This is a genomic window from Acinetobacter sp. YH12236 (assembly GCF_013417645.1).
In the GTDB taxonomy this organism is placed as follows: Bacteria; Pseudomonadota; Gammaproteobacteria; order Pseudomonadales; family Moraxellaceae; genus Acinetobacter.
On sequence record NZ_VPDM01000031.1, the window covers coordinates 23,124 to 32,882 of the forward strand.

General features: G+C 44.4%; 8 protein-coding genes. 4 read left to right on the forward strand and 4 right to left on the reverse strand.

The features are described 5' to 3' along the window. Positions 1–8 precede the first annotated feature (8 nt). From yidC to rpmH, 4 genes are read right to left on the reverse strand one after another with little or no spacing between them, the layout of a single operon-like run. Positions 9–1,772 carry a membrane protein insertase YidC gene (gene yidC, locus FTV14_RS12725; protein ID WP_180018422.1) on the reverse strand — a complete coding sequence of 588 codons (1,764 nt, stop codon included), beginning with the start codon at positions 1,770–1,772 and terminating at the stop codon, positions 9–11. A 5-nt stretch (positions 1,773–1,777) separates the two neighbouring features. After that, entirely contained in the window at positions 1,778–2,098 is a 321-nt protein-coding gene (yidD, locus tag FTV14_RS12730; RefSeq protein ID WP_005233127.1) for a membrane protein insertion efficiency factor YidD, read from the reverse strand. A 9-nt stretch (positions 2,099–2,107) separates the two neighbouring features. Next, entirely contained in the window at positions 2,108–2,503 is a 396-nt protein-coding gene (gene rnpA / locus FTV14_RS12735) for a ribonuclease P protein component (RefSeq protein WP_034706193.1), read from the reverse strand. A gap of 29 nt (positions 2,504–2,532) precedes the next feature. Further along, a complete protein-coding gene (rpmH, locus tag FTV14_RS12740; RefSeq protein ID WP_000831329.1) occupies positions 2,533–2,667 on the reverse strand; it encodes a 50S ribosomal protein L34 in 135 nt (44 codons plus the stop codon). Positions 2,668–3,325: 658 nt separating this feature from the next. On the opposite strand from rpmH, the gene dnaA reads away from it, so the two are divergent. The 4 genes from dnaA (at position 3,326) to gyrB (ending at position 9,594) form a co-directional block, all read left to right on the forward strand. After that, positions 3,326–4,708: a chromosomal replication initiator protein DnaA gene (dnaA, locus tag FTV14_RS12745; protein WP_004780349.1), complete on the forward strand. Its 1,383-nt coding sequence runs from the start codon at positions 3,326–3,328 to the stop codon at positions 4,706–4,708. Positions 4,709–4,817: 109 nt separating this feature from the next. Continuing rightward, complete coding sequence (dnaN, locus tag FTV14_RS12750) at positions 4,818–5,966, forward strand: DNA polymerase III subunit beta (protein WP_159124285.1); 1,149 nt, start codon at positions 4,818–4,820, stop codon at positions 5,964–5,966. Between the two features lie 25 nt (positions 5,967–5,991). Continuing rightward, a complete protein-coding gene (gene recF, locus FTV14_RS12755) occupies positions 5,992–7,074 on the forward strand; it encodes a DNA replication/repair protein RecF (RefSeq protein WP_166139276.1) in 1,083 nt (360 codons plus the stop codon). Positions 7,075–7,128: 54 nt separating this feature from the next. After that, positions 7,129–9,594: a DNA topoisomerase (ATP-hydrolyzing) subunit B gene (gene gyrB, locus FTV14_RS12760; RefSeq protein WP_159124283.1), complete on the forward strand. Its 2,466-nt coding sequence runs from the start codon at positions 7,129–7,131 to the stop codon at positions 9,592–9,594. Positions 9,595–9,759 lie beyond the last annotated feature (165 nt).

A 9,759-nucleotide genomic window follows, 5' to 3' on the forward strand; every position in this document is an offset into this window, starting at 1 on the left:
AGTACAACTTAGTTGACTGGTGTTGCCTCATCGCGTTTAGCACGGTCTTTGGCAACAGACTTGTTGATCAGTGTTTGCTGCAAGATCGTGATCAAGTTGTTCACAATCCAGTACAACACCAGACCTGCCGGGAAGAACAGCAAGAATACTGTAAAGATCACTGGCATAATCTTGAACACTTTCGCCTGCATTGGATCAGTTGGCTGCGGATTCAGCATCTGCTGAATATACATGGTCGCACCCATGATCAATGGCAGGATGAACCAAGGATCCATTGAAGATAAATCTTGGATCCAGAACATCCATGGTGCATGGCGCAGTTCTACAGATTCCATCAGTACCCAGTACAGTGCCAGGAAAATTGGCATTTGCAGTAACAGTGGTAAACAACCAGCAAGTGGATTCACCTGCTCACGTTTGTACAGTGCCATCATTTCCTGAGAGAAGCGCATACGGTCTTCACCGAACTCTTCTTTCATGCGTTGCATTTCAGGTGCAATCACACGCATTTTCGCCATAGAGCGGTAGCTCTTCGACGACAATGGCCACAGGATCAGTTTCACCAGTACGGTTAACAGGATGATTGCCCAGCCCCAGTTACCCACTAGACCATGGAAGAACTCAAGACCAACAAACAGCAGTTTGGCAATTGGCCATAACCAGCCATAATCTACAGTCTGGTTCAGACCAGTCGCTAGGTCTTTCAGCTCCGATTGAACTTTTGGACCAGAGTAGAAGGTCGCATCGATTTCAGCTACGGTGCCTGCAGGCACATTGAAAGTTGGAGAAGTAAAACCAATGATATTCATGTTATCAGTTGATTTACGTGATTCCAGCTTCGCACTGTAGGCTTCACCATTGGCTTGAGTCAATTTCAGGTTACCTGGCACCCAGGCACTCACGAAGTAGTGCTGAACCATTGCAACCCAGCCACCTTTGGCTTCGGTATTCAGTTTTTCTTCAACAAAGTTGTCAAATTTTAACTTGTTGTAGTTTTCATCCGGTGTACCCCAAGCGCCGCCCAGGAACGTTCCCAGTGTGAAGATACCCTGATCAGATTTACCAGGATCTTCGGAATTGTCACGTTTGATCTGACCGAACATCTGACCTTGCCAGGTCTGGCCGCTGCGGTTGACCACTTTGTGATTCACAACTACCGGATATTCACCTTCAGTAAAGTTGAAGGTTTTAATGACTTCTACACCATCAGCCGTTTTAAAGACCATAGGTACAGAAAGTACTTTGACAGTTTCGCCATCTTTATTTTTAGCGGCTTTGGCATCTGCCAGTGTATAAACCGTTTTTTCCAACTCATAGGTTGGACGGCCATTACGGCTGCTGTCCGGTCCATTCAGACCGATCAGACCCGACTGGGCGACATAAGTCCGTTTCGCATCGCTTTCCAGCATAACGAACGGTTCATCGCTGTCTTTATTCTTGTCATGATTGAGTAATTCAACACGAACAATATCACCACCTTTAGGATTGATCCAAAGATGATAAAGGTCAGTTTGTACTGAAATAAGCTGCTGACTTACAGGTGCGGTGGCATCCGTTGCTTGCTGCGCTGGCATATTTGCTTGTGGCAGATCAGAGGCGGTCGTCGCCGTCTGAGCATTTGGCAAATCTGCAGATACTTCATGTGAAACAACCGCAGCTTCTTGCTGTGGTTTGGTTTCAGCATTGCCATAATCTTTTTGCCACGCCAAAATGAGCAAATATGCGACAACAAACATGGCTCCGAGAATTGCAATCCTGGCCCATTGTTGCATATGTATTACCCCAAGTGGTTAGAGTGATTTTGGTTCAATAAACGATCACGAAAGGGTACAGCAACGTGAAGCGTTTGAGAATCTATTTGCTGAAATGAAATAAAACGAATCGCTTTCGGGGGAACCGGATCATATCCAGAGCCACCCCACGGATGACAACGGCAAATACGCTTAGTAGCCAGCCACACACCACGTACAGCTCCATGTGTATGGACTGCTTCCAAGGAATATTGAGAACATGTTGGAATATAACGACAGCGTGGTCCCAATAAAGGACTAATCGCAATCTGATAGAAACGTATTAACCAATGCAGTAAACGTACCATTGGCCATCTCTACTTTTGTGGGGAGGATGATGCTATTTTGGAATGCTTTTTGGCAAGACGGTTGAGTTTCTGCCAGGCAAATTGTAATTGCTGATGCAACTCTGCGTTCGGCACTGCTTCTATACCTACTTTAGGCATAACCACAATATCCAAATCATCTAGTTGCTGTTGATGCAGGCGAAAACTTTCGCGAGCAAGTCGTTTTACTCGATTTCGTTCGTGCGCACGGCGCACTTTTTTCTTGGCAACAACTAAACCCAAACGGCTGTTTGGCAGTTCGGAATGTTTTGCAAGAAAAAGGAAATGGGGTTGATGCACTTTAAAAAGCGCACCATCAAAGACTCCTTTATAATCTGCAGCACAGCGTAAACGAAGCTCTGTACCAAAACTATAAAGTGTAGTCATAACACCCAAAATCGGCAAAGCCTAACTGATTAAACAGTTAAGCTGTGACGACCTTTTGCACGACGGCGAGCTAGAACTTGACGACCAGCTTTAGTAGCCATACGAGCACGGAAACCATGAACGCGTTTACGCTTTAATTCAGATGGTTGGAATGTACGTTTCATATTGAAACTCCAAAAATGATCTTTCTATAAAGGTCCGCGATTTTAGTGCTCATTGCTTGAGCTGTCAATGCAAAAGCCACTTTCTTTTCAAATAAGACTGAAATCAAAATTGTAAATAGGGATTAAAAAAATTGTATTCAAATACCTATATATAAGTTAACCACAATATAACTATTTGTTTTAAAATTAAATATAAGTTATTAACACTTATATCAACATAGTTATCCACAACTTGTGTGAAATCTAAATTTAACCCATGAGTTTTGAATTTAAATTTAAACTTTTCTCAGTTATCCACAAAAGAATCGAATCTTATAAATAAATTCAAATTTATAAATTTAAATTTATTACTATTAGGGTGGACTTTTTCTGTGGAAAAGCTAATTTTGTATTAAATAAACAAAAACTTAGTTTGTGGATAAAACTGTTTTTATTAATTTTATACTTTGTGGATAACTTTGTGTTATATTTTATCCACAGCTTGCGGATAAACTTATCCACACCAGCTTTTTAAATTTAAATTTATCCACCATGACTGCTTTTTGCGCAAAATCTGTGGAAATTGCCATGACAGATGTGGATAACTTGGTTAGAATGGCGACCCGCTTTGGTCGCGGTCAGCCTTTTTGATTAACAATGGAATGAATAGGGGATTCACATGCTTTGGACAGACTGCTTAAATCGCTTGCGACAAGAGCTCTCTGGAAATGTCTTTACAATGTGGATTCGCCCGTTGGTTGCAGAAGAGCTGGACGATACCCTGCGTCTTTATGCACCTAATCCGTATTGGACGCGCTACATTCAAGAGCATCATCTGGAACTGATTTCGATTTTGGCCGAACAGCTGTCTGAAGGTCGCGTACGTAAAGTTGAAATTCTGGTGGATTCACGTCCAGGTGCAATTTTATCTGCCAGTGAACAGCCAGCGACGACAACAGCGGCTTTGGAATCTGCACCTGTGGTTGCGCCAGCACCGCGTCCTAAGAAAGAAAAAGAAGATTCAGGCAAAAATAGCCGTAAACGTCAGCTGAACCCTTTATTTACGTTTTCGTTATTTGTTGAAGGTCGTTCTAACCAGATGGCAGCTGAAACCTGTCGTAAGGTGTTAACCCAACTCGGGGCTTCACAACATAACCCGCTATTTTTATATGGTCCGACTGGTCTGGGTAAAACCCACTTGATGCAGGCAGTCGGGAATGCATTATTACAGGCAAAACCCAATGCCCGCGTAATGTATATGACTGCGGAAAGCTTTGTGCAGGATTTTGTCAGTTCCCTACAACAGGGCAAGGTTGAAGAGTTCAAAAAAAACTGCCGTTCATTGGATCTTTTGCTAGTCGATGATATTCATTTGCTGGCAGGTAAAGAAGCCAGTCTGGTTGAATTCTTCTATACCTTTAACGCGCTATTGGATGAATCGAAGCAAATTATCCTGACCTCGGATCGTTACCCTAAAGAATTGACCGAACTGGATCCACGTCTGGTTTCACGTTTTTCCTGGGGACTTTCTGTGGGTGTGGAACCACCCGATATTGAAACTCGTATTGAAATCTTGCTGAAAAAAGCTGAAAACACTGGTGTAGACTTACCACGTAACTGTGCGCTATTTATCGCCCAACAAGTGGTAGCGAACGTCCGTGAACTTGAAGGTGCGCTTAATAAAGTGGTGGCGATCTCGCGTTTTAAAGGAACGCCGATTGATCTGGATGTGGTACGTGAGTCTTTGAAAGATGTCCTCGCAATTCGTGCCCGTACCATCAGTACTGAAAATATCCAGCGTGTAGTGAGTGAGTATTTTCGCATTCCGCTTAAAGAGCTGGTAGGTCCAAAACGTACCCGTATTTATGCCCGTCCACGTCAGCTTGCAATGGGTCTGGCACGTGAACTGACTGGAGACAGTTTCCCGGAAATTGGTATGGCTTTTGGTGGTCGAGATCACAGTACAGTCATGCATGCCTGCGAAAAAGTGCAAAGCTTGCGTGAAGAAGATCCGATCTTCAATGAGGACTATAAAAACCTGCAACGCCTGTTGCAGAGTTGACCTAAAACGCTCAAATTCTGTTCTTGCTATGCGGCCTGTTTTGCCGCATAGTTAACTGCTAAAAATTCAACTTTTATCTTATTAATCTTCAGCTTTAGAGGAATGTACCGTGCGTTTAAAAATCGCGAAAGAAAGCTTACTGAATGTTCTCTCACATGTCGTAGGAGCGGTTGAACGTCGCCATACCTTAAATATTCTTTCAAACCTGAAAATCCAGGTGACTGCTGAAGCTTTGACCGTCACCGGTTCGGATCTGGAAGTGGAACTGGTTGCCAGCACACAGTTGGCTGAAGGTGCATGCCTGCAAGCCGGTGAAACCACTGTTCCAGCACGTAAGCTGATTGATATCTGTAAATCTTTGCCATCAGCAGCCCTGATCGACCTGCAAATTACCGATGACCAGCGTTGTATCCTGAAATCTGGAAATAGTCGTTTTGTGCTCGGTACTTTGCCTGCGGATGACTATCCATTACTGAATACTGAAAATACTCAAGGCACGCAAGTGACTGTGACTCAGCGCGAATTAAAGCGTCTGTTTGAAAAAACGGCTTTCGCAATGGCAGTGCAGGATGTGCGTTTCTACCTGACCGGTACTTTACTTGAAATTGACGCCAATCAGCTTCGTGCGGTAACGACAGATGGTCACCGCTTGGCACTGTGTGAAACAGCAGCACAATCGACAGCAACTCAACCGATTCAAGCCATTGTTCCACGTAAGGCAGTCGCTGAATTGCAACGTTTATTAAGCGTTGAAGATGAGCAGCTTTCTCTGCTGATTGGTCGTGAATTATTGAATGTGACCATTCGCATGGCCAGCCGTGATAAAGAACAGACCGATATCACAGTTCGTTTCACTACGAAACTGATTGACGGTAAATTCCCGGACTACCGCCGTGTGATTCCACGTGGTGGCGACAAGAATGTAATTATTGCGCATGACGTGTTCAAGCAATCTTTACAACGTGTGGCTATTCTAAGTAATGAAAAACTGCGTGGCGTATTCCTGAACTTTAATGCCGGTTCATTACAACTTCGTGCCAATAACCCGGAACAGGATGAGGCGATTGAAGATCTGGCGATCCAGTATGCAGATGCACCGCTGGAAATGTCATTCAATGCGCAATACCTGATTGAAGTGCTGGGTGTGCTGGACGGTGAAGATGTATCGATGACCATGACTGAAGCGAATCAGTCTGTACTGGTTCAGGATCCATCTCATACCGATCAGACCTATGTCGTGATGCCAATGCGTGTTTAAGCGACAGCTGAGCTAAGCCAACGCTATGCATATTACGCGTCTTCATATTGAACGTGTACGAAACTTAAAAACGGTTGCACTCCAGGGATTGCAACCGTTTAATGTTTTTTATGGCCAGAATGGTTCGGGTAAGACTTCAGTACTGGAAGCTATTCATTTACTGGCCACAGGACGTTCCTTTCGTACCCATATCCCGAAAAATTACATTCAGCATGGCGCCTCGGATGCGATTGTGTTCGCCCAATCGGAAACTGAAAAAGTCGGCATGCAAAAAATGGCCAGTGGGGAACAGCTGATTAAGGTGAATGGCGATGCGATTGCAACTCAAGGTCAGCTTGCCAAGATGTTGCCCTTACAACTGCTTGATCCACAAAGTACCGATATTATCGATCATGGTGCCAAACCACGTCGTCAGTTATTGGACTGGTTAATGTTCCACGTGGAACCAGAGTTTTATCATGCCTGGCAATATTATTCACGGGCCCTAAAACAGCGGAACAGTCTGCTTAAATCCAAGCGTTTTCTAAGCCTGTCAGATCTGGAACCGTGGAACCAGATGCTGAGTGAATATGGCGAAATTTTACATTCCCAGCGTGTCGGCATCGTGGAACAGTGGAAGCCATTTTTTGAGGATGATCTCAAGCATCTACTGCCTGATCTGGAGATTTCTCTGGAATACAGTCCCGGCTTTCACAGCGAAAACGGCCTGCTGAATGACCTGACCAATCACCATGACAAAGATGTAGAACGACGCTATACCGAATATGGTCCACATCGCGCAGATTTGCGTCTCAAGACCCCTTTGGGGGATGCTGATGTAATCCTGTCCCGAGGACAAAAAAAGCTTTTAATGATGGCACTTAAACTGTCGCAAATCGCAATGCTGCATTCTTGTAATAAGGAAACTGTGGTATTATTAGATGATGTGACAGCAGAATTAGATTTAACCGCACAACAACGTTTAATTGAGCGATTGAGCCAGCTTGGTAGTCAAGTTTTTATTACCACTTTAGACCATGAATCAGTACAAAAGCACCTACATGATCTGTCTATCTCATATCAGTTATTCAATGTTGAAAACGGTACAGTTCAAGTTGTTGTGCAATAGTTTTTAAATTTTTACCTATCTTTGGATAAACCTATATTTCACTAGGGAGAAACCATGAGTTCAGAAGATCAAGCTGCTTCTCAAACAGAACAAACCACTGAAAAAGCTTATGATTCCTCTAGCATCAAGGTATTACGTGGTTTAGACGCAGTACGTAAGCGTCCAGGCATGTACATTGGTGATACAGACGATGGTACCGGCTTACACCACATGGTCTTCGAGGTCGTAGATAACTCGATTGATGAGGCGCTGGCAGGTCACTGTGATGAAATTTTAGTGACTATTCATGAAGATGAATCAGTTTCAGTATCAGACAATGGCCGTGGTATTCCGACCGACATTCACCCTGAAGAAGGCGTGTCTGCTGCAGAAGTGATTCTAACCATTCTGCATGCTGGCGGTAAGTTTGATGATAACAGCTATAAAGTTTCTGGCGGTCTGCACGGTGTAGGTGTATCCGTAGTAAATGCGTTGTCAGAAAAACTGGAATTAACTATTCATCGTGCCGGTAAAATCCATGAACAGGAATACCGTCATGGTGACCCACAATTCCCGTTAAAAGTAGTAGGTGAGACCGATAAGACCGGTACTCGCGTGCGTTTCTGGCCAAGTGCTGAAACCTTTAGTCAGACCATTTTTAATGTCGATATTCTGGCACGTCGTTTACGTGAACTGTCCTTCCTGAATGCAGGTGTACGAATCGTACTGCGTGACGAACGTATCAATGCCGAATACATTTTTGACTATGAAGGCGGTTTGGCTGAGTTTGTTAAGTACATTAACCAAGGTAAAACCCACCTGAATGACATTTTCCATTTCACCACTCAGGCGGAAAATGGCATTGGTGTAGAAGTTGCACTGCAATGGAATGATTCTTATCAGGAAAATGTACGCTGCTTTACCAACAACATCCCGCAAAAGGATGGTGGTACTCACTTAGCCGGTTTCCGTGCAGCACTGACCCGTGGTTTAAATAACTACATGGACAGTGAAAATATCCTGAAAAAAGAAAAAGTTGTGGTTTCAGGTGATGATGCGCGTGAAGGTTTGACTGCGATTGTGTCAGTAAAAGTGCCGGATCCGAAATTCTCTTCACAAACCAAAGAAAAACTGGTATCGAGTGAAGTGAAATCTGCCGTTGAGCAGGCCATGAACAAGGCCTTCTCTGAATATCTGTTAGAGAATCCACAGGCGGCTAAATCAATTGCAGGCAAGATCATTGATGCAGCGCGTGCCCGTGATGCGGCGCGTAAAGCCCGTGAAATGACCCGTCGTAAGAGCGCGCTGGATATCGCCGGTCTTCCAGGTAAACTGGCGGATTGCCAAGAGAAAGATCCAGCTTTATCTGAACTGTACCTAGTCGAAGGTGACTCTGCGGGCGGTTCTGCAAAACAGGGCCGTAACCGTAAGATGCAGGCAATTCTGCCGCTAAAAGGTAAGATCCTGAACGTGGAACGTGCCCGCTTTGACCGTATGATTTCTTCTGCAGAAGTGGGCACGCTGATTACGGCACTCGGCTGTGGGATTGGTCGTGAAGAATATAACCCGGACAAGCTGCGTTATCACAAAATCATCATCATGACCGATGCTGACGTGGATGGTTCACACATTCGTACGTTGTTGCTGACTTTCTTCTTCCGTCAAATGCCGGAACTGGTGGAACGTGGTCATATCTATATTGCGCAGCCACCATTGTACAAGCTGAAAAAAGGCAAACAGGAACAGTACATCAAGGACAATGATGCACTGGAAACTTACCTGATTTCGAATGCGATTGATGAGCTGGAACTGCATATCAGTGCTGATGCCCCTGCGATTCGTGGGGAAGCTCTGGCCAATGTGATTACTGATTATCAAACTTCACAAAAGAGTTTGGCACGTTTAACTGTACGTTATCCTGCAAGCTTGCTGGATGCGTTGATTTCACTGGAAGCATTCAAGCTGGATCAGCTGGAAGATAAAGCTTATGTGGAAACCTGGGGTGAAGACCTGCGTGCTGCGATTGAAAAAATCCAGCCAAGTTTACGTCCTGAACTGAGCCTGGAACGTTTTGAAAAAGATGTTGATGGTCAGATGGTAGAAAGCTGGTTGCCAAGGATTACGATTTATGTGCATAACCTGCCGCATCACTATCTGCTAGATGCTAGCCTGCTCAGCTCAAGTGAATATGCACGTTTACTGAAAAATTCGAAAAGCTGGTTCACGCTGCTTGAAGAGGGTGCTTATTTACAGAAAGGTGAGCGCAAGATTCAGGTCAGCAGTTTCCATCAGGTTTGGCAGCACATTCTGCAAGACTCTCGCCGCGGCATGATGATCCAGCGTTATAAAGGTCTGGGTGAGATGAACGCAGACCAGCTGTGGGAAACCACGATGGATCCAGAAAACCGTAACATGCTACAAGTGACGGTACAGGATGCGATTGAAGCAGACCGTATGTTCTCTTGTCTGATGGGGGATGATGTGGAACCACGTCGTGCCTTCATTGAAGAAAATGCCTTGAATGCCGATATTGATACCTGATCCATCGGAATAAATCGAAACGAAAAAGCGCCTTTTAAGGTAATGCCAGTCAGTTAAGAGATTGACTGGCATTTTTTTGGGTATTTCTGTGGTTTCCCTTTCACAACTCGTGGGTAGTTTCTACTTCTTTTTTTCGGTAAAACATACCTTTTAGATTTTTCCATT

Coding starts and splice junctions, on each gene's coding strand:
- yidC (WP_180018422.1), bottom strand. CDS start 1,772: ATGCAACAATGGGCCAGGATTGCAATTCTCGGAGCCATGTTTGTTGTC.
- yidD (WP_005233127.1), bottom strand. CDS start 2,098: ATGGTACGTTTACTGCATTGGTTAATACGTTTCTATCAGATTGCGATT.
- rnpA (WP_034706193.1), bottom strand. CDS start 2,503: ATGACTACACTTTATAGTTTTGGTACAGAGCTTCGTTTACGCTGTGCT.
- rpmH (WP_000831329.1), bottom strand. CDS start 2,667: ATGAAACGTACATTCCAACCATCTGAATTAAAGCGTAAACGCGTTCAT.
- dnaA (WP_004780349.1), top strand. CDS start 3,326: ATGCTTTGGACAGACTGCTTAAATCGCTTGCGACAAGAGCTCTCTGGA.
- recF (WP_166139276.1), top strand. CDS start 5,992: ATGCATATTACGCGTCTTCATATTGAACGTGTACGAAACTTAAAAACG.
- gyrB (WP_159124283.1), top strand. CDS start 7,129: ATGAGTTCAGAAGATCAAGCTGCTTCTCAAACAGAACAAACCACTGAA.